24 protein-coding genes are annotated in these 24,814 nt (G+C 42.2%); 6 read left to right on the top strand and 18 right to left on the bottom strand.

Translation table 11 applies throughout. The annotated features are described in order from the left end of the window. Positions 1 to 6: 6 nt before the first annotated feature. The 6 genes from rsgA to D8802_RS04025 all read right to left on the bottom strand — a co-directional run bounded on the left by rsgA (position 7) and on the right by D8802_RS04025 (position 5,685). On the bottom strand, positions 7 to 885 hold the full coding sequence (gene rsgA, locus D8802_RS04000; RefSeq protein WP_125394875.1) for a ribosome small subunit-dependent GTPase A: 879 nt from the start codon (positions 883 to 885) through the stop codon (positions 7 to 9). A gap of 1 nt (position 886) precedes the next feature. Continuing rightward, positions 887 to 1,759, bottom strand: coding sequence for a 16S rRNA (adenine(1518)-N(6)/adenine(1519)-N(6))-dimethyltransferase RsmA (gene rsmA / locus D8802_RS04005; protein ID WP_125394876.1), 873 nt, complete (start codon positions 1,757 to 1,759; stop codon positions 887 to 889). A 29-nt stretch (positions 1,760 to 1,788) separates the two neighbouring features. Next, positions 1,789 to 3,198, bottom strand: a complete 1,410-nt coding sequence (locus D8802_RS04010; RefSeq protein WP_125394877.1) for an SseB family protein — start codon at positions 3,196 to 3,198, stop codon at positions 1,789 to 1,791. A gap of 284 nt (positions 3,199 to 3,482) precedes the next feature. Continuing rightward, entirely contained in the window at positions 3,483 to 4,337 is an 855-nt protein-coding gene (locus D8802_RS04015) for an SDR family NAD(P)-dependent oxidoreductase (RefSeq protein ID WP_125394878.1), read from the bottom strand. Between the two features lie 11 nt (positions 4,338 to 4,348). Beyond that, complete coding sequence (gene rnmV / locus D8802_RS04020) at positions 4,349 to 4,912, bottom strand: ribonuclease M5 (RefSeq protein WP_125394879.1); 564 nt, start codon at positions 4,910 to 4,912, stop codon at positions 4,349 to 4,351. Beyond that, on the bottom strand, positions 4,912 to 5,685 hold the full coding sequence (locus tag D8802_RS04025) for a TatD family hydrolase (protein WP_125394999.1): 774 nt from the start codon (positions 5,683 to 5,685) through the stop codon (positions 4,912 to 4,914). Before D8802_RS04025 ends, rnmV begins: the two co-directional genes overlap by 1 nt. Before the next feature lie 151 nt (positions 5,686 to 5,836). Between D8802_RS04025 and D8802_RS04030 the strand changes: the two genes are divergently transcribed. Continuing rightward, on the top strand, positions 5,837 to 7,681 hold the full coding sequence (locus D8802_RS04030) for an APC family permease (protein WP_125394880.1): 1,845 nt from the start codon (positions 5,837 to 5,839) through the stop codon (positions 7,679 to 7,681). Positions 7,682 to 7,772: 91 nt separating this feature from the next. Here D8802_RS04030 and D8802_RS04035 read toward each other — a convergent pair whose 3' ends face one another. The 4 genes from D8802_RS04035 to D8802_RS04050 all read right to left on the bottom strand — a co-directional run bounded on the left by D8802_RS04035 (position 7,773) and on the right by D8802_RS04050 (position 11,815). After that, complete coding sequence (locus D8802_RS04035; RefSeq protein WP_125394881.1) at positions 7,773 to 9,734, bottom strand: peptide ABC transporter substrate-binding protein; 1,962 nt, start codon at positions 9,732 to 9,734, stop codon at positions 7,773 to 7,775. Positions 9,735 to 9,876: 142 nt separating this feature from the next. After that, positions 9,877 to 10,011 (bottom strand): 50S ribosomal protein L34, encoded by a 135-nt coding sequence (gene rpmH / locus D8802_RS04040; protein WP_000831905.1) that lies wholly within the window; start codon positions 10,009 to 10,011, stop codon positions 9,877 to 9,879. Between the two features lie 145 nt (positions 10,012 to 10,156). Further along, the gene (locus D8802_RS04045) at positions 10,157 to 11,371 is read right to left on the bottom strand and encodes a pyridoxal phosphate-dependent aminotransferase (RefSeq protein ID WP_125394882.1); all 1,215 of its coding nucleotides are present in this window, start codon (positions 11,369 to 11,371) and stop codon (positions 10,157 to 10,159) included. Between the two features lie 144 nt (positions 11,372 to 11,515). Beyond that, on the bottom strand, positions 11,516 to 11,815 hold the full coding sequence (locus D8802_RS04050) for a hypothetical protein (protein WP_038804595.1): 300 nt from the start codon (positions 11,813 to 11,815) through the stop codon (positions 11,516 to 11,518). Between the two features lie 167 nt (positions 11,816 to 11,982). Here D8802_RS04050 and D8802_RS04055 point away from each other — a divergent pair, with 167 nt between their 5' ends. Further along, positions 11,983 to 12,435, top strand: coding sequence for a universal stress protein (locus D8802_RS04055; protein WP_125394883.1), 453 nt, complete (start codon positions 11,983 to 11,985; stop codon positions 12,433 to 12,435). 35 nt (positions 12,436 to 12,470) lie between these two features. Here the strand turns inward: D8802_RS04055 and D8802_RS04060 are convergent, their stop codons facing one another. Then, entirely contained in the window at positions 12,471 to 13,856 is a 1,386-nt protein-coding gene (locus tag D8802_RS04060) for a Cof-type HAD-IIB family hydrolase (RefSeq protein WP_125394884.1), read from the bottom strand. A gap of 65 nt (positions 13,857 to 13,921) precedes the next feature. Between D8802_RS04060 and D8802_RS04065 the strand changes: the two genes are divergently transcribed. After that, positions 13,922 to 14,884, top strand: coding sequence for an asparaginase (locus D8802_RS04065; RefSeq protein WP_125394885.1), 963 nt, complete (start codon positions 13,922 to 13,924; stop codon positions 14,882 to 14,884). Between the two features lie 53 nt (positions 14,885 to 14,937). Here D8802_RS04065 and ccpA read toward each other — a convergent pair whose 3' ends face one another. Then, the gene (gene ccpA, locus D8802_RS04070; RefSeq protein ID WP_038804599.1) at positions 14,938 to 15,948 is read right to left on the bottom strand and encodes a catabolite control protein A; all 1,011 of its coding nucleotides are present in this window, start codon (positions 15,946 to 15,948) and stop codon (positions 14,938 to 14,940) included. Between the two features lie 209 nt (positions 15,949 to 16,157). Here ccpA and D8802_RS04075 point away from each other — a divergent pair, with 209 nt between their 5' ends. Beyond that, positions 16,158 to 16,475 carry a DUF960 domain-containing protein gene (locus D8802_RS04075; RefSeq protein WP_125394886.1) on the top strand — a complete coding sequence of 106 codons (318 nt, stop codon included), beginning with the start codon at positions 16,158 to 16,160 and terminating at the stop codon, positions 16,473 to 16,475. A 46-nt stretch (positions 16,476 to 16,521) separates the two neighbouring features. Here D8802_RS04075 and folK read toward each other — a convergent pair whose 3' ends face one another. From folK to D8802_RS04105, 6 genes are all read right to left on the bottom strand, one after another. Further along, positions 16,522 to 17,334, bottom strand: coding sequence for a 2-amino-4-hydroxy-6-hydroxymethyldihydropteridine diphosphokinase (folK, locus tag D8802_RS04080; RefSeq protein ID WP_125394887.1), 813 nt, complete (start codon positions 17,332 to 17,334; stop codon positions 16,522 to 16,524). A gap of 42 nt (positions 17,335 to 17,376) precedes the next feature. Next, positions 17,377 to 17,931: a GTP cyclohydrolase I FolE gene (folE, locus tag D8802_RS04085; protein WP_125394888.1), complete on the bottom strand. Its 555-nt coding sequence runs from the start codon at positions 17,929 to 17,931 to the stop codon at positions 17,377 to 17,379. Next, positions 17,888 to 19,234 (bottom strand): bifunctional folylpolyglutamate synthase/dihydrofolate synthase, encoded by a 1,347-nt coding sequence (locus tag D8802_RS04090; RefSeq protein WP_125394889.1) that lies wholly within the window; start codon positions 19,232 to 19,234, stop codon positions 17,888 to 17,890. Before D8802_RS04090 ends, folE begins: the two co-directional genes overlap by 44 nt. Position 19,235: 1 nt before the next feature. Beyond that, positions 19,236 to 20,180, bottom strand: a complete 945-nt coding sequence (gene folP / locus D8802_RS04095) for a dihydropteroate synthase (protein ID WP_125394890.1) — start codon at positions 20,178 to 20,180, stop codon at positions 19,236 to 19,238. A 103-nt stretch (positions 20,181 to 20,283) separates the two neighbouring features. Further along, the gene (locus D8802_RS04100; protein WP_125394891.1) at positions 20,284 to 20,991 is read right to left on the bottom strand and encodes a CPBP family intramembrane glutamic endopeptidase; all 708 of its coding nucleotides are present in this window, start codon (positions 20,989 to 20,991) and stop codon (positions 20,284 to 20,286) included. A gap of 60 nt (positions 20,992 to 21,051) precedes the next feature. Next, the gene (locus tag D8802_RS04105; RefSeq protein WP_125394892.1) at positions 21,052 to 22,470 is read right to left on the bottom strand and encodes an NCS2 family permease; all 1,419 of its coding nucleotides are present in this window, start codon (positions 22,468 to 22,470) and stop codon (positions 21,052 to 21,054) included. A gap of 187 nt (positions 22,471 to 22,657) precedes the next feature. On the opposite strand from D8802_RS04105, the gene D8802_RS04110 reads away from it, so the two are divergent. Together D8802_RS04110 and D8802_RS04115 are read left to right on the top strand one after the other, a co-directional pair. Beyond that, positions 22,658 to 23,470 carry a Cof-type HAD-IIB family hydrolase gene (locus D8802_RS04110; protein WP_125394893.1) on the top strand — a complete coding sequence of 271 codons (813 nt, stop codon included), beginning with the start codon at positions 22,658 to 22,660 and terminating at the stop codon, positions 23,468 to 23,470. Positions 23,471 to 23,751: 281 nt separating this feature from the next. Next, entirely contained in the window at positions 23,752 to 24,741 is a 990-nt protein-coding gene (locus D8802_RS04115; RefSeq protein ID WP_125394894.1) for a PTS sugar transporter subunit IIB, read from the top strand. Positions 24,742 to 24,814 lie beyond the last annotated feature (73 nt).

Below are 24,814 nucleotides of genomic sequence, written 5' to 3' on the forward strand. Positions count from 1 at the left end.
TTCTCCTTATTTTGGAATTTTTTTGCTGACTTTTTTATAGGTTTCTCTGCGATTTTCAATTTCACTGAGGAATTGCAGGTAGTTGTCAAAACGGAAGGTTGCAATGGTACCCTCTTCAACAGCTGGTTTGACCGCACAAGACGGTTCATGGGTATGGGTACAAGTACGGAATTTACAGTCTCGACTGACACTGGCAATCTCTGGAAAGGCCTGATTGAGGTCTTCAGCCGTTGACACTTCATAATCCAGCGATGAAAATCCTGGTGTGTCCGCGATTTTACCACCATTGAGGTTGTAAAAACTAACAGCTCGAGTGGTATGACGACCGCGACCCAGACTGTCTGAGATTTCTCCTGTTTCAAGATTGAGGTCTGGTGCGATTTTATTGAGGAGGGTTGATTTTCCAACACCTGTCTGCCCCATAAAGACCGTCACTTTTCCTGTCAACAAGGGCAAAAGTTCTTCTTTACTAGTCACAAAGTCGTAACCAATGGCACCATAGGTCTGCTGGTAAAAATCGAGTTCTCCTCTATCTTCCAGCAAGTCCATTTTAGAAATATAGACGATAGGATGGATGCCCTTGTGCTCCAAAAGAACCAAGAAACGATCCAGCAAATTACTGTTGAAGTCCGGTTCCTTGACGGACATGATTACCACAGCTTGATCAATATTGACAATAGGCGGACGGACGAGACTATTTTTTCGTTCGTGAATCTTGAGAATATAACCTTCGGAATTTTCCTCGGCAGAAAAGTCTACCCAATCCCCAACATAGGGCGTATGGCCTTTTTTACGGAAATTTCCACGCGCGCGTGTCTGGTAAACTTGACCACCACTCTCTACATAGTAGAATCCTGCCAAGGCTTTAATAATTTGTCCCTGCATCTTAGAGTCCTTGTCCTTTAAGCGCATCAGCTAGACTGGCAAACTCTTCCAAGCTAAGTGCTTCCCCACGCACAGATGGTGACAAGCCTGCCTGATCCAAAGCCTTGGTCAGCTTATCCTTGACTTCCTCAGTCTTTCCAAAATAGCCTGTCAAGTTATTCCACAAGGTCTTGCGACGATGAGTGAAGCTAGCCTTGGAAACCTTAAAGAAGAAGTTCTCATCTTTCACTGCTACAGCAGGCTCTGGACGGCGCACCATTTTTAAAATGGCTGAGTCCACGTTTGGGGCTGGCACAAAGACCGTACGAGGCACGATGAAGGCAACCTTTGCTGTCATATAATACTGCACAGCAATCGACAAGCTACCATAAGCCTTGGTGTTAGGTTGGGCTGAGATACGATCCGCCACTTCTTTTTGCATCATGACGACAAACTCACTAAATGGAATGCCACTTTCAATCAAGTGCATGAGAATAGGCGTCGTGATATAGTATGGCAAGTTAGCCACTACCTTAATTGGCAGATTAGGATTTTTGAAATTCTGGATATGCTGCGTCAAATCGACCTTGAGAATGTCCTCGTTGACCACTGTTACATTATCAAAATCACGCAGGGTATCGGCTAAAATCGGTACCAAGCGATGGTCAATCTCAAATGCCATAACTTGAGCTGCACGCTCAGCCAAAAATTCTGTCAAGGCACCAATCCCTGGCCCGATTTCGATGACATTAACCTGATCATCAATTTCAGCCGTATCCACGATTTTTTGAAGGATATTGGTATCCGTCAGAAAATTTTGCCCGAAGGACTTTTTAAAGGTAAAACCGTGACGCTCCAGCACTGCCTTGGTCACGCTATAATCTGCAATTCTCATTTATTCTCTTTTCTAATATGAAGAGCACTCTAGTCTTTATCTCTTCCTTCTAGTTCCTCACTGAACTTTTGCATTTCTTTAAAGGAGTTGTCACTGACATAGGCCCCTGCCTCATAATACTCCGTCGGGTTAATGGCGTAGTCAAAGACTTCAATCATACTGCCCGCCTCTTCAATCATACCATTCCATTTTTCATCAAAGACCATTCGTAGGCGTTTCCAATCGGTAAATACTGGGACAGAGTTTCGGCCGTCTTTTCCTTCCTTGATTGGAATATTGAAACTCGCATCTTTTTCCAAAACAAAGGAGTTTCCTTCCTGACTATCATCTGGAAATCCTGAAGTTGCATCTAAAGGAACTAGGAATTTGGCTTTTGGCATGGCTGCTGAGAAGAATTTGTAGTAGAGCCCATAAATCAATTGTTCGTCTTCTGTAGTCGGTTTATCCAGTTGCCCCATCAACAACATCCATCTTACAAGATCAGGATTCATGACAGGAGTCTCTATCTCAGGCAAATCAGAGAAATCAGGTTTTGGGACCAAAACAGAACAACTAATGCTAACTTCCTTAGTATTAAAGATTGCTCCCAAAGCACCGTTTAGATAAAAAGTTGTGCCGAGAAAATTCTCAATTCCCTTTTTATCTGCTGTATTTTCAACCAACTTCACAACTGAGTTTGGTCGACTATCAATCGTTTCCTTAAATTGATGATACCAACGTGGGGTAAAAAGCATCACCATGGGGTCTGTACACAGATAACCTTCCTCTCCTCTATCATAAGTAGTCGAAAAGAGATAAGGTTCCCCCGTTTTCTCTGAGTAGACCGCATAAATCAAATCGGCTTCTAACAACTTATCCTTAACGATTTCCGCTAGACGTTCCAACTTGCGAGTGTTAGTTTGATAGCTTTCTTCACTTTCAGTTTCCTGGTTTTGACGACATTCCCATAAAAAGAGGCGCAATATCTCTACACTATCATCCAGACTGGCAGCTTGATAGTCTTCATCGCTCAATTGACCTTTTTGGATAATTACAAACGTGTTATAAAGGGCATCTGTATAGCTAGATAATCGTTGTTTTTCATCTACACCCCAGCTGTAGAGAACACTCCCCTTCTTGAGCTGAGTCAAGGAAGAATTTATATCAACCACTAGATGAGCCATCGGTTCATCAGTCAGAGCATCTACATCTTTATTTTGACTACTCAATTTTTTCACGACTACAGAACCAAGAGCATCCATCCCTTGGTCGGAGTTGCAAAATTGTAGACAATCACCAACCTTCACACGTCCTTCTAAGCTCCCAATAATCAGCAATTCATCCCTTTCCTTTATCGGAAAGAAGCCTAAAACACCTAGGCAGGCATCGCCTTTAGTCTCTTTTGTTTCGTTAGTTGCTTCTGCAACTTCAGACTTTTTAAAAAAATCAAAGATTCCCATTTTTTCTCCTTGTTATGACCATTCGATTACCAAAACAGCTAGAGACCCGTTTACAAATCTACTTGTCTAAAATCGACAATCAAACATGCTTTTTAGCCCTTGAACATTGAAACATATAATTATCTCTATTGTATCATATTACCTTTACATTTTGGGCTAGTTTCTCAATTCTCATAACTTTTCATAGCCTCTTCCACTTCTGCCAAGGTCACTCCAAACAGAGTTAAATATCTGAATTTCTTTCCACTATTGAAGTAGTCCATGAAATTTATTTTTCTCATCCTTTATGGATTGTCTCTTGAGAAAGTCAGGTGCTCAAGCAAAGAATAGAGTTTTGCTTGCTCCTCTTCTTCGTAAGCAGGTGCATTTGCTTTTACTTCCTTGCATTTCTCGTCATACAAAAACCCGTCATATCCATCTTCTGTAGATAAGGCTGTATAGACTTTGGCCATTTCTTCCGGGCTAATTGAAAATCTTGACTTGATTTTATACAATTTTTTCATAGAAGCGCTGAGGTGATCATAGCGCCGCATATCAACTTTGACATTGGTCACACGGATTGCCTGAACCTTGATACCTTTCCAATGTTTCCGCATATAAAGCGTCAGCATCAACAAGGCTAGTTTATTCTGATAATAGGTCTTGGCAGGACTATAATGTTTTTGACCAGCTAAATTTTCAAAATCAAGCTTCATGAAGGGATAAAGCATCAGCCCTTGGGAAGAAATATTAATAATCCGACCACTTTCTGACTTTTCCAACAAGCCCTTTAACAAGGTAGAAAGTAAAAAGGGAGCAACCACGTTGGTCGCAAATTGTTTTTCCAATCCGTCTTTGCTAAGAATCGGCTTTTTGACTGACAAATCAAAATCAGCCGCATTGTTAATCAGAACGTCTAGAGCGTCTTCTTTTTGGATATACTGTTCTACTGCTTTCCTGACACTCTTCACATCAGATAGATCAACCAATATATAATCTACATGTGGATTTCCTGTTTGTTGACGGATTTTCTCACAGGCTTGCTCAGCAGCTTCTTTCCGTCTACAAAAGAGAGTTACCGACCAGCCCTTTTCAGCCAACTGTTTAGCAGACTCGTAGCCAATACCACTATTGCCACCCGTAATAATCACTTTTTTCATTTCTGACTCCGTTAGTCTGAATACTTAGTCATCACTTCTTCTACCTCTGCCAAGGTTATCCCAAATAACTCCAACCGCTTGAGTAGCTGTTTTCCATTGGAATAGCCGATGCGGAGCTGTTCACCTAGATACTCTCGGCGCCTACGACTGTCTGCTCCCACCAAGAAACCTAGGCGAATCAAGTCACCACGACTGATGTCAAACTCGTTCTTGTTTTCAAATTGCTCTGTCACCTGAGCCAGCGCTGCTTTTAGATCTTCATAGCTGGCGTGTTCGATTCCCAGAGAACGTCCCTTGGACTTAGATTTGGGAACAGCCTCATCTCGCTTGAGAAAGGCATGCTGCACTGTTGGAATGGCCGTCATAATCATGCGACGAATCCGCTCCCCATTAAAATCTGGATCTGTAAAGACAATGACTCCATGCAATTCATGCAGGCGCTGAATGCGTTCTATATCCTGGTCATTTATTGCGGAACCTTGTGTTTCATAGGTCTCTACATCAAAGTAACGTTTGAGATTGGCCGTATCATCGCGACCTTCAACCACGATAACTTGGGAAATTTTTTCTTTCATTACTTGCTGTCCAATCCAAAAATACGCTCTGCATTTGCAGTCGTTACTGCGGCTAACTCCTCAGTCGTCATCCCACGCAAATCGGCGATAAAGTCCACCACATAGCGTGTGTAGGCTGTTTTGTTTTCACGGCCACGTTTAGGAACAGGAGCTAGGTAGGGCGCATCCGTCTCTACCAAAATCTTGTCCAAAGGAAGTTCTCTAGCAGCTTCTTGGATATCCGTTGCTTTCTTAAAGGTCACCACTCCTGAGAAGGAAATGGTCATGCCAAGCTCAACAAACTTTTCAGCCCACTCAAGAGAACCTGAAAATGAATGCATGATGCCACCACGAGGACCAACTCCCTCGCTCTTGATAATCTCATAAGTATCTTCTAACGCATCACGAGTATGAACCACAAAAGGCAAATTCAAATCCTTAGACAGCTGAATCTGACGACGGAAAACCTNCTCCTGCACTTCCTTAGGTGCTGTCATCCAATGGTAGTCCAGACCAATCTCACCTAAAGCAATAACCTTGGGATGTTTTAGCTTTTCAAGCAAGTAAGCTTCGACCTCGTCTGTGTATGTCCCTGCTTCAGTCGGATGCCAGCCAATAGTTGCGTAGAGTTGCTCATACTCATCTGCCAACTCTAGGGCACGTTCAATGGTCGGCTTGTCAAAACCAACAATATTCATCTGTGTTACACCCATCTCAGCAGCCAAGGCGATTTCTTCTGCCTCACGTCCTGCAAATTCTTCTACATTTAAATGTGTGTGCGTATCAAAAATCATCTCTTCTAACCTCATTTTCTTCCATCTATTATACCAAAAATAGCATCCCTCGGCTTGTAAAAATATTCTAATACCAATCATTCTCTCTTGACTGCCTTTTTTCAAAGCAGTATAATAACACTTATTGAAATTTTCAGCAAAGGAAAAGAAAATGTTTAGAAAATTAAAATATACCTTTATCGGTCGACCACTCAAGTCTCTCACAGACGGCGAAGGGGGATTACTTGGAAAAATGCAGGCACTTGCAATGTTATCCAGTGATGCCCTGTCTTCTATTGCCTATGGACCTGAACAAGTCATTCTCGTTTTAGTCAGTCTCTCTCCTCTCGCTATTTGGTGGAGCCTCCCTATCGGTATTTTTGTCCTCTTACTGCTCGCTAGTTTGACCATTTCCTATCGTCAAATCATCCACGCCTATCCTCAAGGTGGAGGGGCTTATATGGTCACTCGGGAAAATCTCTCCCCTGAACTAGGCTTGATTGCGGGAGGTAGTCTGCTGGTTGACTACATGCTGACTGTGGCGGTATCGGTATCATCTGGAGCCGACGCTATAACAGCAGCCCTCCCTGCCCTCCACCCTTACAACCTCCACATCTCCATTTTTCTAGTTTGCCTGCTCATGCTCTTGAACTTACGGGGGTTGAAAGAATCTGCCAGTTCACTGATGATTCCTGTCTATCTCTTTATCTTCAGTACCGTCTTTCTCTTGCTTTATGGGTTCTTTCAACTGTTTACAGGTTCCCTAAACTATCAGGCGACTTCAACCATTGGACAAACTGTTCCGAGCCTTTCCATCGTTCTCCTACTAAGAGCCTTTACCAGTGGCTCTGCCTCTCTGACAGGAGTTGAGGCTATTTCAAATGCGGTACCATTTTTCAAAACTCCGAAAGAAAAGAATGCTGCTCAAACCTTGACCATCATGTCGCTCATTTTAGGATTTCTTTTTGCTGGCATTACCTTCCTAAACTACTGGATGGGCATCACACCTCAAAATGGAGAAACCATCCTCTCGCAAATGGCAAAGGGCATTCTTGGGAATTCATTCTTTGGTCATGCTAGCTACTATCTCTTCCAGTTCTCAACAGCCTTGATTCTAGCTGTAGCTGCAAATACTGGCTTTTCAGCCTTCCCTATGCTAGCTTACAATATGGCTAAAAACAAATATATGCCCCATCTCTTTATGGAAAAAGGAGACCGCCTTGGCTACTCCAACGGTATCTTAACTCTGGCTTTTGGAGCTATGATCCTTCTTCTCATTTTTAATGGGAATACTGAACGCTTGATTCCTCTTTATACTATCGGGGTCTTCGTTCCCTTTGCCCTTTCACAGACTGGGATGATTCGCCATTGGAAAAAGGAAAAAGGAGCAAACTTCTTAAAATCTGCCTTTGCTAATATCCTTGGGGCAATCATTTGCTACGCTATCGTGCTAATCCTGCTCTTTTTCCGTCTCAGTGATATCTGGCCATTCTTCCCAATTATCCTAGTCTTAACCTTCCTCTTTTTGTCCATTCACAGCCATTACAAAAAAGTGGCAAAACAACTTCGACTCTACGAAGGAATTGAAAAACGCACTTACGACGGCAATCTTGTCCTTGTCCTAGTAGGAAATGTCACTCGAGTAAGTGTCGGGGCTATTAACTACGCTCAAAGTATCGGTGATGAAGTGTTGGCCATGCACATTTCTACTAAAGAAACTGCCGAAAAAGACCAAGAAATTCTTCAGGAATTTGCCGATTACTTCCCAAGTATCACTCTGAAGAATATCAACACCAGCTACCGTGACATCATTACCCCTAGCGTTAAGTATGTCAAACGGATATCTGAGGAAGCCCAGAAAAAGAACTATACAGTCACTGTCCTTGTACCTCAGTTTATCCCTAATAAACCTTGGCAAAATATCCTGCACAATCAAATGAGCCTCAAACTCAAATACGCCCTTCGTTGGCACCAGGACGTCGTTGTCGCTAGCTACTCCTATCACTTAAAAGAATAAAGAAAAGGCCCTACCAGAACCAAAAAGCGTCTGGTGGGGCCTTTTTCTGAATCCAGCCACTATGCTTAACTAAAAAGCATGACTAGGAATATTATTGAATGTGGTTAGCTAAATCTTCTTGAGCTTTTTTATTGGACTCAGTTTTTTCTTTTTGCCATTTTTCATAAAGTTCTTGATACTGTTTCGCAGTCACGGGATCTTTTTGCAGCTCAACATATTTGTAGTTGTCCGCATCCCCTTTGTGTCCAACAAATGAGAAGGCTCCTGTGAACGGTACAGTCTTACGAAAGATTGGATTAGCTCCTCCACTTTGAACTGGCAGAAAGAGAGCACTGTCTGTTAGCCAAGCTTGAACTTCGGCAAATTTCTCATAGCGAACCTGAGTGTTTTCAACTTCTTTATCTGCCTCATCCAACAACTTCTTGTAGGTGGAGAGACCGATTTTTTCCTTGACATCATTGTCTTTTCCTGGAGTCAAGCCAAGATTTTTTAACTGAGAACCAGAGTCTGGATCCAAGAGGTCAAGATAGGTCTTAGGATCAGAGTAATCTCCGCTCCAGCCTGAGATGTCGATGTCATAGTCCTTTTGTTCAGCTGTGTCAGCAAAGAAGGTTGCATTGTCTTTCTCGTCTGGAGAAAGTTGAATCACATCGATAACAATATTCTCTGATCCAAGTGTCTCTTCAACTGTCTGTTTGAAAGAACTGGCTTGCTGTACGTCCAACTTAGCAGTCTGGTCCACTGGCATGTCTAGATGGATTGGGAAAGTCACACCTTCTGCTTGCAAACTTTCTTTGGCTTTGGCAAATTCTGCCTTGGCTTTGTCAGCATTCAAGAAAGCAGGCTGAGCGTCGTTTAGATTGACATTAGCCCACTCTGAACCATAGTTGACTATCTTTTCATTGACAGCATCTCCAAAGTTTTTCCCACCGATTTGAACAAAGTTACTTGGTGTGACTGTGTTTCGAATGATACGGTCAGCTCCATCTTCTCCATTTGTCTGGGCAGCGTAGGCGTGACGGTCAAAGGCAAAGTTAATCGCCTGACGGAAGTCCTTATTTTGCATAGCTAGACGCGAATCCGTCTTTTCTTTATCCGTCTGTTTCATGGTTTGATTGTAACTTTGACGGTTGACATTGAAGAGATAGTAGAAAGTCACAGCATTTTGAGGAGTATAGGTAATCTTATCTTCATTCCCTTTTTTCAACTGGTCAAAGACAGAGCTTGTCGGGAAAATACGTCCATCTGTGTAGTTGCCTTCTAAGAATCCTCGAGCCAAACTATCTTGGTCTGAACCATCATAGAAGGAAAGTTTTACTTTCTCAATCTTCACATTGTCCTTATCCCAGTAATTAGGGTTCTTTTCAAACTCAATTAAAGATTTTGATGTGAAAGACTTGAACAAGTATGGCCCATTTGACAGGATGCTAGAAGGCGTTACACTTCCAAAGTCATCTCCCTTAGATTTCAAAAAGGTTTCATTGACAGGACTCAAAATTCCTCCTGTTGTCTTTGAATTCCAATAAGATTCCGGCTTGTTCAAGGTGTATTGGAGAGTATAGTCGTCCACTGCCTTGACTCCAACCATCTCAAAGTCAGATGTTTTCCCCTCAACATAGTCTGCCAAACCTTTGATTGAGTCTTGGACCAAGTACAAGTTTTCAGCCTTTTTATCAGCTGCATACTTGAGACCCGTCACAAAGTCATGAGCTGTCACTTCAGCATATTCTTCTCCCTCAGAGGTATACCACTTAGCTCCTTGGCGGATTTTGTAGGTATAGGTCAAACCATCTTTTGATACTGTCCATGACTCTGCCATAGAAGGGACGAGGTTTCCGTACTTATCATTTTCAAACAAACCATCGATCAAGTTTGTCGTAATGCTAGAAGTCGAGCCACGTGTCGAAGTGATATAGTCTAATGTATCTGGATTGCTAGCAAATACATAAGAGTAAGTTTTATCTGTATTTGATTGTGCCGAACTACAAGCCACCATCAAAAAGCTTGCGCTCAAAATTCCAGCCCCTAGTAGGAGGGCTTTTGATTTCTTCATAACTGTTCTCCATTTTTATAGTATATGAAACATTATACACTATTTCAGAAAAAATATAAAGCATTTACAGACTGATATTATAGGAAAAAGAAAAGCCAGTAGACTCGAGTTCCTACTGACTTCTTTGTTGAATTCGTTTGGATTATGCAGCCAAAACTTTGCGTCCTTTACGACGACGAGCTGCCAATACGCGACGACCGTTTTTAGTTGACATACGGTTACGGAATCCGTGTTTGCGCGCACGACGAAGTTTACTTGGTTGATAAGTACGTTTCACGATGAATACCTCCTCATAGATTTTGTATTCGTTTAGCCGGCTATAAAGTGATCAGTTACTAAACATACTTTACTATTCTATCTGATTCTGCCACTTTTGTCAATAGCTCCAAGCAAATGTTTTCTAGCTTTTCCTATGAAAGCCCTTATCTACGATACTGTTTCAAGAAACGAGTCATCTTTTCTTGGATTTGCGCTAATTCGTCCACACGAGGAAGGTAAACGATACGGAAATGGTCTGGTTCCTTCCAGTTAAAACCACGACCATGAACCAAGAGAATCTTTTCCTGCTTCAAGAAATCAAGAACGAACTGTTCATCATCATCGATGCGGTACATATTGCGGTCAATTTTAGGGAAGATATAAAGACCTGCCTTTGGCTTGACCGCAGACAAACCGGGAATATCTTGAATGGCATTATAGATAAAGTTTCTTTGCTCATAGATGCGACCACCAGGAAGGAGTAATTCATCCACTGACTGGTGCCCACCTAGTGATGTTTGTACGACTTGCTGGGCCAAAACATTAGAGCAAAGGCGCATATTGGACAGCATATTGAGACCTTCGATATAGCCCTTGACATGAGTCTTAGGACCAGACAAGACCATCCAACCCACACGGAAACCAGCGATACGATGCGATTTTGACAGACCATTCATGCTGACACAGAAGACATCTGGTGCCAAGCTTGCCACAGGCGTGTGTACATGCCCATCCATCACCATACGGTCATAAATCTCATCCGCAAAGATGATCAAATCGTTCTGACGAGCAATCTCAATAATCTCCAGCAAGAGTTCCTTAGGATAAAGGGCTCCAGTTGGGTTGTTTGGATTGATAAGGACGATTGCCTTGGTATTGGAAGTAATTTTTGACTTGATATCGTCAATATCTGGGTACCACTCTGCAGCTTCATCACAGATATAGTGAACCGCATTTCCCCCAGCTAGGCTGACCGCAGCTGTCCAGAGAGGATAATCTGGCATAGGAACCAAGACCTCATCTCCATTGTCTAAAAGCCCCTGCATGGACATAACAATCAGCTCACTGACACCATTTCCAAGGTAGATATCATCAATGTCCACATTGGGGAATTTCTTCAGCTGGCAATACTGCATGATGGCCTTACGGGCTGAGAAAATCCCTTTGGAGTCAGAATATCCCTCACTATCACGCGCATTCATAATCAAGTCATGAATGACCTCGTCTGGCGCTGTAAAGCCAAATTCTGCTGGATTTCCTGTATTCAAACGTAAAATCTTTTCTCCGTTTGCTCGCATCCGCATAGCTTCTTCCAAAACAGGGCCACGGATATCATAGGCAACATGCTCTAACTTACTAGACTTGTTATATTCTTTCATCTTGTTTCCTCAATTCACCGAGATAGTAACATTATACCACTAGAAAGGGAATGCGACAAGTTTCCTGAAATGAGCAAGCAAAGAAAAAAATTCACAACGACTAGGTTCTCACCGTCTAAATAACTAGAATGCAGCACCCTTTTCTCACATACCAAAAGACAAACCTAGAAAGACCAATGCTAAAAAGGAATCATACAAAAGATTAAACATGAGAAAGAGCCCCCACGTGACCAAATAGTCCAAACGACCACTTCTCTTTGCAATCACAAATAAAATGATGTGGTAGACTAAGTGAAAGAGAAGAAAACCAACAAAACCTGGATAGAGAACAGGCACGACTCTTTCCAGCTGCCAAAGCATCACTACTTCTCCTACAAGTGACGCAAGGATGATTCCATGATAAAGAAGACTTATTTTTTTAGAAGCTTGAACAGACTCTTTCATACTTTCTCATCCCCTCGCTGTGTCTCCTACTATCCCATTTTCTTTTATTTTAACATATCTCCACCAAATCGAATCTCCGATAATATTTATCTAAAATATGATTTTTACTTTACTTCTTTAGTGAAAAGGGTTACAATAACAGTAAGAAAATTTCAGGAGGTTTCATTATGGCACAACGTTACCAAAATGTTATGGTCGCAATTGATGGTTCTAAAGAGGCAGACTTGGCTTTCGTCAAAGGTGTTTACACTGCTCTACGCAATGATTCCAAGCTCACCATTGCCCATGTTATTGACACACGCGCTCTTCAAAGCGTGTCTACCTTTGATGCTGAAGTTTACGAAGAACTTCAAGTAGATGCTGAAAGTTTGATGAAAGAGTACGAAAAACGTGCAAAAGATGCGGGTGTGACCGATACTCATACCGTCATCGAAATGGGAAATCCAAAAACTCTCCTTGCTCGTACTATTCCAGACGCAGAAAATGTTGATTTGATTCTCGTTGGTGCAACAGGGCTTAATGCCTTTGAACGCCTCTTGGTTGGCTCTTCATCTGAATACATCCTCCGCCATGCAAAAGTTGATTTGCTGGTCGTGAGAGAACAAGAAAAAACATTATAGGAACACAAAAGGAGCCTGCTAGGCTCCCTTTTTTCTTACTTATTTCTCTCTTTATGTCGCTCATAAGCCTTGAGCTGTCGCTGCAGTTCCTTTCTGATAGCAGGTTCTGGAGCATATTTTTCGGCCCAGTCATCCGGTTTTAAGATTTTATGTGTAACTGGATCAAAATGGGCTTTTCCATCAGGAAAAACCTTCCCCATGTTTGCCTCATGCACAATATCAAAGATGCGTTCTGGATCCACTCCCATCAAGGCAAAACTGCCGTAAGTAAAATACAGTGTATCGATTAAGGCATCAACCTGCCCGATTAGATCTTTTTGGGCAGACGTTTTTTGTCTCACCTTTTCGGCCGCCTTGTCAAGTGCCGCATGCATGCTGTTAAGTGCCTGCTGGAATTCTTCCTCCGAAGAACTTGCCGCGCGGACAAACTCTACTAATTCTTCAATTTTAAAGTCTGCACGATGGGTTGCCCCTTCAACATCCCATGCTTGCGGCTCTTCCTGCGTCCTTTCATCCATCATGTGATGGAAGGTCTTAACCTTATTAAAATGGTAATCTCGACTGACAAACACTTTTTCTGAAGCCAAAACACCAAAGTGCTCGAGCGCCTTGTGGATACCATCTTGTTGATTACTTGCCGTAATATGCTTGGCAACTTCTTTGACACTGCTGCTGCCATTTCCCATAGCGACCGACATACCAACACCCGCCAACATTTCCAGGTCATTGTCTGAATCTCCGAAGGCCATGACTTGGTTGAGATCAAAGCCATACTCTTTCCCAACTCGACGAATGCCTTCTAGTTTGGAATTTCCTTGGTTTATGATATCTGCTGCAAAAGGATTGCTTCGAGTTAATTTCAAATCTTCAAAATCAGCTGTTGCCTTCTCAGATTCTTCTGGCGTCATCAGCATCAAAACTTGATAAATGGGTTGATTAATCAAGTTAAGTAGGTCATCTTCCTTTTGAGGAACTGCCTTGCTAACCATCCGATTAAAAGAGCGACTAACAGTTCTTGTCAGCACAGTCGGAATAAAACGACTAACCAGTTGGGAAAAGGAGCCGAGACCAAATGACATGATTTTCGAACCAACAACGGCATGCTCGGTTCCAAGAGCGATTTCTTTTCGCTCTTTTTTAGCATAGGCAATCAATTGACGCAGGCTTGACTTAGCAATCGGGCTAGCAAATAAGACTTTTTCTTTATTAAAGATATATTGTCCGTTATAAGTTATTGCAAAATCCAAGTCCAAGTCTTCCATCAATTCCTTGACAAAGAAAGGCCCCCGTCCTGTCGCCACTCCAACAAGCACCCCTTGTTCTTTCACGATCCGAATTGCGTCCTTAGTGGATTTCAAAACACTCTTACGATCGTTGACTAGCGTTCCATCGATATCAAAAAAAACAGCTTTGACTTCCATCCTATCCCATTCTCCCCTTTTGTGTTACAATGATTATACCACATTTCAGAAAGAGTGAGTAAATCATGCCTAAGAAAATCCTTGTTTTACATACAGGTGGGACCATTTCCATGCAAGCAGACGACTCTGGCGCAGTTGTGACCAGCCGGGACAATCCCATGAACCATGTTTCCAATCCACTTGAAGGGATTGAGGTTCATGCCCTAGACTTTTTTAACCTACCGAGCCCCCATATCAAACCCAAGCATATGCTTGCACTCTATCATAAAATCAAAGAGGAAGCTGATAACTACGATGGTGTTGTCATCACACATGGTACGGATACCTTAGAAGAAACAGCTTACTTCCTTGATACCATGGAAATCCCACACATGCCCATCGTTCTAACAGGAGCTATGCGTAGTTCAAATGAACTCGGTAGCGATGGAGTTTATAACTATCTGAGTGCTTTACGAGTTGCCAGCGATGACAAAGCAGCCGACAAGGGTGTGCTGGTCGTCATGAATGATGAGATCCACGCGGCCAAGTATGTTACCAAAACCCATACGACCAACGTCAGCACCTTTCAAACCCCAACACATGGACCACTTGGCCTCATCATGAAGCAAGAAATCCTCTACTTCAAAACGGCTGAACCTCGTGTCCGTTTTGACCTTGAGCGCATACAGGGTCTGATTCCCATCATCTCAGCCTATGCAGGTATGACAGACGAGCTGATCGATATGTTAGACTTGGAACAACTGGATGGCTTAGTCATTCAGGCTTTTGGAGCAGGTAATATTCCCAAAGAAACAGCTCAAAAATTAGAAACTCTCCTCCAGAAAGGAATACCAGTCGCTTTGGTCTCACGTTGCTTTAACGGAATTGCAGAACCTGTTTATGCCTACCAAGGTGGAGGGGTGCAGTTGCAACAAGCTGGTGTTTTCTTTGTCAAAGAACTCAACGCTCAAAAAGCTCGCCTCAAATTATTAATTGCCCTTAATGCTGAACTAAAAGGACAGGCTTTAAAAGACTATATGGAAGGCTAATCCTCTTCTCTAGAACACAAAATCAGGAAATCTTCTCGATTCCCTGATTTTTTCTATTTACGTTTTCGTGTCGAACGACGTTCTGTCAAACCGTGAGGCAGGAGAACTTCACGTTCTTCCAACTCTTCTTTATGCATAATCTTGGTCAACATACGCATACTGATAGCACCAAGGTCGTATAGAGGTTGAGCAATTGTCGTCAAGTTTGGACGAGTGAATCGTGCAATTTGAGAATCATCTGTCGTGATGATTTCAAACTCTTCTGGTACAGAAATACCGTGATCTGCCAAGCCATTTAACACACCCGCAGCCAATTCATCACCTGTCACAACCGCGGCTGTAGCCTGTGAAGAAACCAAGCGCTCTGCCAAGGCATAGCCATCATTATAGCTGTATTTAGACTCAAATACCAAGCCCTCGCTATAAGGGATTCCTGCCTTTTTCAAAGCTTCCTTGTAACCAATCAATCGAATTTTACCATTGATATCATCGACAAGTGGCCCACTGACAAAGGCAATCTTTTCATTTTCCTGAAGCAAATGAGTTACTGCATCAATCGTTGCTTGTTTGTAGTCAATATTAACACTTGGCAACTGGTGTTCGATATCCACCGTTCCTGCAAGGACAACTGGTGTCCGAGAACGAGAAAATTCTGAACGAATCTTTTCAGTCAAGTGATAGCCCATAAAGATAATACCATCAACTTGTTTTGAAAAGAGAGTATTAACTACTGAAACTTCTTTTTCATCGTCTTCATCACTGTTGGCTAGGACGATATTGTACTTATACATCTCTGCAATATCATCAATCCCCTTGGCTAGGGTTGAAAAATAGCCATTAGTGATATTTGGAATCACAACACCAACTGTCGTGGTTTTCTTGCTGGCCAATCCACGCGCTACCGCATTTGGACGGTAGTCAAGACGATCAATCACCTCTAGAACTTTTTTACGAGTATTCTCTTTGACGTTCTTATTGCCATTCACTACACGGCTAACAGTTGCCATGGAAACCCCAGCTTCACGGGCAACATCATAAATCGTTACTGTATCATCTGTGTTCATTCTGTTTCCTTTCTATATTGAAAATTTCGCTTTCATACATCTGCTTAATCCATTTTATCACTTATTGTAAACACTTTCAAGTATTTTTTAGAGAAACTTTGAAAAAATTTCACAACCTATTCCCATTTTGAAAAAGTGAGTACGATTTCTTGATTTTTGGGATGTTTTGCTGTATGATAAGGAAAAATAAAAGGAGGGAGGGAATGTTTATGGCTTTTACAAATACTCAGAGACGTTCGGCCAGTTTTGGCGTTGTGACCAGCTTGCCTGACGATGTTATCGACTCTTTGTGGTATATTATCGATCATTTTTTGAAAAACGTCTTTGAATTAGAAGAGGAACTAGAATTTCAACTACTAAACAACGAGGGGACCATTACCTTCCATTTCTCTAGTCAGCACCTGCCGACTAGTATCGACTTTGATTTTAATCATCCCTTCGATCCTCTTTACCCTCCTCGGGTCCTTGTTTTAGACATGGACGGGAAAGAAACCATCCTCCTTCCTGAAGAAAATGACCTATTTTAAAAACTCTAGCTTCTCGGCGCAAACTGCTGAGGAACTAGAGTTTTTTCTATTTGTTCAATTCTTGATACAAGTAGCGTATCGGCTGTTTGAGTACTGGATGAATAAAATGGGGAGCTATTTCCACTAATGGCTCAAGAACAAAGAGGCGTTCTGCTATATAAGGATGAGGCAAGATGAGGTCGTCTGTATAAATGACTTGGTCTTCTACAAAGAGTAGGTCCAAATCAATCAAACGAGGCCCCCAATGCACCTCTCGAACCCGTCCCATTTCTGACTCAATGGCTAACAAAGTTTCTAACAAGACTGGTGCTGGAAGCCATGTTTCTACTTCAATCACCTGATTAGCAAAACTAGCTTGTTCTACACCGCCCCAAGGCTCCGTCGTCAAGACACTGGACTCTTTGAGAATATGGATACCACGAACTCGCAGTTTGTCGATAGCTTGTTCCAAGTTTGCTTGCTTATCCCCCATATTGCTTCCTAGGGCGATAAAAGCTCGTTGCTTACGACGGTGAATGGTCACCGAGCAGGTATCTAGCGGCAAATGAACTGGCGCCCAAGGTTTTTTGAGTTCCAACTTAATTTCTTGGACAAGAGGATAAGTCTCAAAGGTACGCTCTACTAGTTTGTAGGCTACCGTTTCAATCAAGTCCTCAGTGGTTTCCTGAAACCAAGTTGTCCACTGCTGACAAAGTTCGCCGTAATGGATAGAAGCCGCCAAATCCAAGTCTGTCGCTGCCTTGGTCATATCATAGGATAAGCTTGCGGAAATAACAAACTTCTGCCCCAATTCTTTCTCACTTGGAAAAAGACCATGATAAGCAAAAATTTCCAAATCTTTAATCTTTAGCTGATCCATAACTAGTCCTTTCTAGAAAAATCCACTTATAGCGGATTCTTTTTATAGTCCCATTAAACGATAAGCCTGGTCTCGGAGGTCCTTATCTGTTTCAAATAGACCACGAGCTACTGTCGTCAAGGTTGCCGTGCCTGGTTTTCTGACACCACGCATGCTCATACACATATGCTCTGCTTCAATAACAACAAAGGCTCCCTTAGCCCCTAGATAGTCCATCAAGGCATCAGCCACTTCAATATTCAAACGTTCTTGAATCTGTGGTTTTTTAGAGTAGACTTCAACCGTACGGGCTAACTTGGACAAGCCTGCCACACGACCATCTGGAATATAGGCAATGTGCGCTCTACCATAAAAGGGCAAGAAGTGGTGTTCACACATAGTGTGGAAAAAGATATCCTTTTCTACCACCATGTTATCATCAATAATCTCAAAGGATTTTGACAGGTGTTCCTCCGCTGTTTGACCAAGACCTGAAAAAATCTCTTGATACATACGGGCTACACGAGCAGGTGTTTCCTGCAAGCCCTCGCGGTTAGCATCCTCACCTACGGCCTCAATAATCATTTTTACAGCCGTTTCGATCTTTTGTATATCCATTCTCGTTCTTCCTCTCCATCAGGTAGGCTCTCACTTGGCTCAAGAAATACAAGGAACCTGTGACAATCCTAACTGTTTGTTTCTCTTCTTTTTTATCTGTCAATTTCTGATCTAAAAACTCCTGCCAACTTTGGTAATTGAGATTTCTAGACTTAGCTGTCTCTTTCAGCACGTTCTCATCTGTCGCCCGACTATCGTCAAAACAAGTCAGAGTCAGTTGACTATTTGGCACTGACTCTAGCAAATCCAACATATCCTCCAAGGCCTTGGTTTTGATACAAGTAAAGAGAATTTCTTTATGATAGTCAGCAAAGCGTTCTTGCAAAGTTTTCAACAAGGCCTTGATGGCATGCGGATTGTGAGCCCCATCTAAAATCATCAAAGGTTCACTAGACAGGACCTCCAAACGCCCTGGCCATCCGGTTTCCTCCATGACTTGAGCAACCAAGTCATTGCTAGCTAATTCTCGTCCAACCTCCTGACAATAAGTGTCTAGGAGAGCAAGCGCCATCCCCGCATTCTCGATCTGATGCAAGCCCAGCAGACCTGTCTGGAAGCGACCTTGTCTGACAGAACTGGTATAATCAAAGATTTCACCCGCTACCACGCTTTCTTGATGACGAGTCTGATAATCTTTTCCATAGGCAAGTCTCGGTGCATTTTTAGCTTCTGCAATACGATCGATAACAGCCAAGGCTTCTGGAACAATATGACCTGTCACCAAGGGAATACCTTGTTTGACAATACCAGCCTTCTGCTCTGCTATGGCCCCTAAGGTATCACCAAGTAGGGCTACATGGTCCAGTCCAATGGTTGTAATCCCTGTCAGAATCGGCTGGCAGACATTGGTACTATCCAAGAGTCCACCCATGCCGACTTCCATGATAGCCACATCTACTTGTTCTGAGGCAAAGTAATCATAAGCCAGGGCTGTGATAATCTCAAACTCAGTCGTTTCTTGTAAAGCAGCGCTCCTCTCCCCCTCAAGCAAAGACTGATAGTCTGCCATGAGGGCTTCTAGCCTCGCCTCGGGAATGGATCTCCCATTGATACTAATCTGATCTGTGTAATGAATGAGATAGGGCGAGCTGAACACCCCAACTCTCAGCCCTAACTTTTCCAGCATATTTTTCAAAAAAGCAATGGTCGAACCCTTGCCATTGGTCCCTCCGATATGGATGACCTTAAGTTTGAGATGGGGATTGCCTCGCAGAGCTAGGAGTTCCACCATTCGTTCCAAACCAAAATGCGGTTGGTCGATCCGATAGTGGGCAATCCACTGATTGTTTTGAATTTCGTTCATCTTACTTATATTGTTTTAAATCTAGATTTTCCGCATCATCTGCCAAACGAATGGCTGACGCAATTTCAACTGCCATCTTATGACTGGCTACATCGTGCACGCGCACCACTTCGACACCCTGTCTCGCAGCGATACTGGTCACATGAGCCGAAGCGGTGTCCCGATTGCGAAAACCGACTTCCGTCTCAGGATTAACTTCAAAGTCATTCTCCTCAAGGATATTGATAACAAACCGCTTGCGCGAAACTCCAAGAAAGATTGGATAGCCTTTCTGATGCAGTTTATCCAGATCACGTAGAAGGAGCAGATTTTCCTTCTTAGTCAGACCAAAGCCAATCCCTGGATCTAGCAGGATATTTTCTTTTGCTATCCCAGCTTCTTCTGCTCTTGCTAGAGCGCGGTCAAAGAACGCGGTCATCAAATCTTCTACTGGTAGTTGTTCAAAGTACGCCAAGTCTTCATTTGTAAAAGGATCCCCAAATCCAAAACGAGGAAATATGAGCGAACTAGGGTGCTGAGGTCGAGTCATGACTGGATTAAACATGATGACTACTTGCGCACCAGCCTTAGCAACCACATCCGCCATTTTCTCATCTCCCATGAGACCAGTGATATCATTGACCAGATTGGCACCAGCAGCCAAAGCAGCTTCTGCCACCTGACTCTTCCAAGTATCGATGGAGATGAGGACATCACTTTCCTTACGGATAGCTTCGATAACTGGAACAACACGCTGGATTTCCTCTTCTATCTCAACATAGCTACTTCCAGGGCGAGTCGATTCTCCACCGATATCTAGCATGCTAGCTCCTTCAGCTATCAATTTACGGGCTTGCTGAAGCGCCTGGTCAACAGCAAAAAACTGCCCACCATCCGAAAAGGAATCTGGGGTTACATTGATAATTCCGCAAATGGCTGTTTTTGCCTGACTAGCTTTATTGGACATACGGTCACTCCTCAAGGTTTTTCACCACATTATTTCTCTATTTTACCATAAAAAGAAAAAGATGGATACGCTAGCATTTATCTTTTCCAAGTAAGGAAATGGTTTAGAAAGGCAAGCCTACATTTCGACTAATCAAAACCAGTAAAGCCAGTAAACAAAAGGCGATACCATTGACAATCATATGAAGCAAGATTGACATCTCTAAACGTTCTGTTCTGTAGGCTGTCCAAGTTAAAACTGTCGACATTCCTCCATAGATAAGGAGAGAAGGCAGATTGGTCGGTGTGTGGAGCAAGGCAAAGACGACTGCACCTACAAGATAACCCAACTTCTCCTTCCCACGGAAGATCTTTTTAGGGATAATTCCACGACACAATATTTCCTCACAAATGGGAGCAATCAGAACCAGTAAGAAAAAACTGGAAATCAGCGAGCTATTCTGAACCAGATTATTAATAGTTGATTGGTTGCTGGTCGTAGATTCATTCATCAGACGAAGCAAGGCAGATCCGAATAAATTACTTGTGAAAATAACCAAATAACTCAAAACCAAGCGGGCTAGATCTTTTGCCTTGAAAAAAGAAAGATTGAAGCTCGCAATCTCTGTTTTTCGCGCACTAAAGATAAAAACAGTTAGAATAGCAATCGACAGCAAAGCCACTAAGAGTCCCGACTGGAGAAGCGGGAGTTGTCTAGTGGATAAAAGGGCAGATAAAATAAAAGGAAGTTGGGATAACACCAGTCCTATTAAAAAAATTAACACCCATATTCCTCTATCCAGAATTTCTTGCCAGATACCTTTTTTCTTCATGATGTACCTCCTTACAATAAAAAGGGGAGATTCCCCTTTTTCTATTATACCATTTATAGCTTATAGGGCCATGCTGATATAGTTCAGGATGAACAAGGCATCCAAAATCCAAATCATCACGTGCACATCCTTGGCTTGACCTTTGACAACTTTTGTCAAGGTATAAGTCAAGAAACCAACAGCAATCCCTTGTGTGATAGAGTAGCTGAATCCCATAAAGATAGAAGTAAAGAAGGCAGGAACTGCTTCTGACATATCATCCCAAGGAATATTTTTAAGATTAGACAGCATCATAATTCCGACGATAATCAAAATTGGTGCTGTTGCTGCTGAAGGAACAATAGCAAGAAGTGGGCTAAAGAAGCTAGATAGGGCGAAACAGATCGCAACCACTAGGGCTGTCAAACCAGTACGTCCACCAGCACCAATACCTGCTGCTGACTCAATATAAGTTGTTACGTTTGAAGTACCTGCAATGGCACCTACCGAAGTTGCTACCAAATCAGAGTATAGAGCCTTGTCCAATTTAGCGGACTCATGGTTTTCTCCACTTGTCGCAACGATACCAACTTTTTCACCAGTACCGATAAGAGTACCAATTGTGTCAAAAATATCCGTTAGTGAGAAGGCAAGAATAGCCATCAAGGTTTCTGGTAAACGCGAAGTGTTTGAAATCAAAGATCCTAAACCTTCTGAACCAAGAGCAGCACCAAACAAAGTTCCTAGATCATTAATCGCTGATGAAAGATTGTTGCTAGCAAAGTCAATCCCTGACAAATTCACAACACCAACAGCAATGGCAAGGACAGTCGTTGTTAAAATAGAAAGAATGATTCCACCTTTGATGCCTTTAACAACAAAGAAGATGGTAATAGCCAGACCTGCAAGAGCCACCAATACTGCTGGAGTATTGAAGTCTACCAAGCCTGGAACGGCAGCTGAATTTGCTGTAAGTGCAGCTTGAGCCTTGTCTGCTCCTTCACCTGCTACCGTATAAGTACCTGGATCGATTGAGAATTTCAAGAGACCGGCATTCTTAATCCCAACATAGGCAAGGAAAACACCAATACCAGCCGAAATAGCTGAACGAAGTGTTGCAGGAATAGATTCGATGATCATTTTACGAACATTTGTCAAGGTAATAATCAGTGAAATAATTCCACAGATGAAGACCATACCAAGAGCTTCTTTCCAAGTATAGCCCATCCCAAATACAACTGTAAATGTGAAGAAAGCATTTAGTCCCATACCTGGTGCTTGTGCGTACGGCAAATTAGCATAGAAAGCCATCATCAAAGTACCGACTACAGAACCGATAATCGTTGCCAAGAACACACCTTGAACAGGCATACCCGTTTGGGAAAGCATTTGAGGGTTTACAAAGAGAATATAACTCATTGCAAAGAATGTTGTTAAACCAGCAAGCACCTCTGTACGGACATCTGTCCCGTGCTCTTTTAGTTTAAATAGTTTGTCCATCTTTAATCTCCTTTTGTTTTTTTACGAACAATATGAGTATTATATCATTTATCATTCACCTTTTCAATATGTTTGTTTGAATTATTTAACAAAATGGAATTTTTATTTTTTGTTTTGAGTCTGTTTTTCTTCTTTCTTTTTGATATAATAGTAGACATCTTATCTGGAAACGACTAGAAAGGTTTATATGACTAAAAAAATTATTGCAGTCGATTTGGACGGAACCTTGCTCAATGGTGAAAGCAAGCTCTCCGATTTTACCAAAAAGACAATCAAAAAAATTACTGAAAAGGGGCACCATGTTGTCATCACGACAGGCCGTCCTTACCGCATGGCGAAGAACTTCTACCGTGAACTAGAGTTGCATACTCCCATGATTAACTTTAATGGTTCCCTCACCCATCTACCCGGACAGACTTGGGCGCATGAAAAGTGCTTGACCTTGGACAAAAAATACCTCTTGGACATGGTCCAACGCAAAGAGGATATCCAAGCTGACTTTATTGCAGGGGAATACCGTAAGAAATTCTACATTACAGCTCCTAATGAAGAAATCGCAGATCCAAAATTATTTGGTGTGGAAAATTTCCAACCCGAGAATCAATTCAAGCCTGAACTGGTGACCAAGGACCCCAACTGCATCCTCTTGCAAACAAGGGCTGAAGACAAATACGCTCTAGCGGACGAGATGAATCGTTTTTATCAACACCAACTATCCATCAATACCTGGGGAGGCCCCCTCAACATCCTCGAATGTACACCAAAAGGGGTCAACAAAGCCTTTGCCTTAGAATACTTGCTCAATGTTATGAACCGTGACAAAAAAGACCTGATTGCCTTTGGAGATGAACACAATGACACCGAAATGCTGGCTTTTGCAGGCAAGGGATATGCCATGAAAAATGCCAATCCCGATTTACTACCATATGCAGATGAGCAACTCTCTCTGACAAACGATGAAGATGGTGTTGCCCACGCTTTACAAAATTTGTTCCTATAAAAGGAAAGATTGCAGGGACGCAATCTTTCCTTTTTGTTTTCATTCTGTTTTCACAAAAGCAGCTCATTTTCTGTATTTTTATATTAAATTCTCTATTACCATTTTCACGCATTTTTCAAAAAGTATTAATATATTAACATTTTCAAAAAGTCATTCTATGAAAACTTTTACATCTTTTGAGAAAAAGTAGTTGCTTTTTAAATGAAAACGGTTTATACTTAATTAGGCTTAAAGTTTTCTTAAACACACAGTCAAACATTTTATAAGGAGGAATGACAATAATGAGTATCGGAATCATTATTGCGAGCCACGGCGAATTTGCTGCGGGTATTCATCAATCAGGATCTATGATCTTTGGTGAACAAGAAAAGGTTCAAGTTGTAACCTTTATGCCAAATGAAGGTCCAGATGACCTTTACGCTAAATTCAAAAACGCTGTGGCTGCATTTGACGCAGAAGATGAGGTTCTAGTATTGGCTGACCTTTGGAGTGGATCTCCATTCAATCAAGCTAGCCGCGTGATGGGAGAAAATCCAGAACGTAAATTTGCCATCATCACAGGACTTAACTTGCCGATGTTGATCCAAGCCTACACTGAGCGCCTTATGGACGCTACTGCAGGTGTGGAAAAAGTCGCTGCGAATATCATTAAAGAAGCCAAAGATGGCATCAAAGCTCTTCCAGAAGAGCTTAACCCAGTTGAGGAAGTTGCAACTGCTGCAGCTGCTCCTGCTGCCCAAGCTGCTATTCCAGAAGGAACAGTTATCGGTGACGGTAAACTGAAAATCAATCTTGCTCGTCTAGACACTCGTCTCCTTCACGGTCAGGTTGCAACTGCTTGGACACCAGATTCAAAAGCAAATCGTATCATCGTTGCTTCAGACAACGTTGCAAACGACGACTTGCGTAAAGAATTGATCAAACAAGCAGCTCCTAACGGAGTAAAAGCAAACGTTGTTCCAATTCAAAAATTGATCGACGTTGCAAAAGACCCACGTTTCGGTGACACTCATGCCCTTATCTTGTTTGAAACTCCACAAGATGCACTTCGTGCTATCGAAGGTGGCGTGCCAATCAAGACCCTTAACGTTGGTTCTATGGCTCACTCAACAGGTAAAACAATGATCAACAACGTTTTGTCTATGGACAAAGAAGACGTTGCAACCTTTGAAAAAATGCGTGACCTCGGTGTTGAATTTGACGTACGTAAAGTACCAAACGACACGAAAAAAGATTTGTTTGACTTGATTAAGAAAGCAAACGTTCAATAATTTTAATCTGTTTCTATCATTTTTGAAAACAGGATTAAATACTTTATTAAAACTAAATAGAAAAGGAATAAAA

This window comes from Streptococcus oralis (genome assembly GCF_003943395.1).
Classification (GTDB): domain Bacteria; phylum Bacillota; class Bacilli; order Lactobacillales; family Streptococcaceae; genus Streptococcus; species Streptococcus oralis_BF.